Here is a 270-nt window from a genome sequence, read left to right on the forward strand (position 1 = left end):
GCCGCTTGCTTTTGTAAGTCCTGCTATAATAGTTGGATGCTGTCCGAAATTACGACTCAACCGAAATACTTTTAAATTTGAGTTATTGGCAGCAAGGGACTGCATACCTTCCCAAGAGTTATCGGGGCTTCTGTCATCTACAAGGATGATTTCGTATTTTTCTCCTATTTTGGTCATCACAGAATCTATTTCTGAAACCAATGTTGGCAAAATTTTCTCTGCACGATAAACGGGACTTATAATACTTATCATTTGTGGAATAAATTTTTG

The 270-nt window shown here is 37.4% G+C and carries 1 protein-coding gene; it reads right to left on the minus strand.

The genetic code is table 11. The features are described from left to right. On the minus strand, positions 1–270 hold a 270-nt coding region (locus tag SB717_RS36140; protein WP_410907818.1), incomplete at both ends, for a glycosyltransferase.

The sequence above is a fragment of the Priestia sp. SIMBA_032 genome (genome assembly GCF_046535215.1).
Lineage (GTDB): Bacteria > Bacillota > Bacilli > Bacillales > Bacillaceae_H > Priestia > Priestia aryabhattai.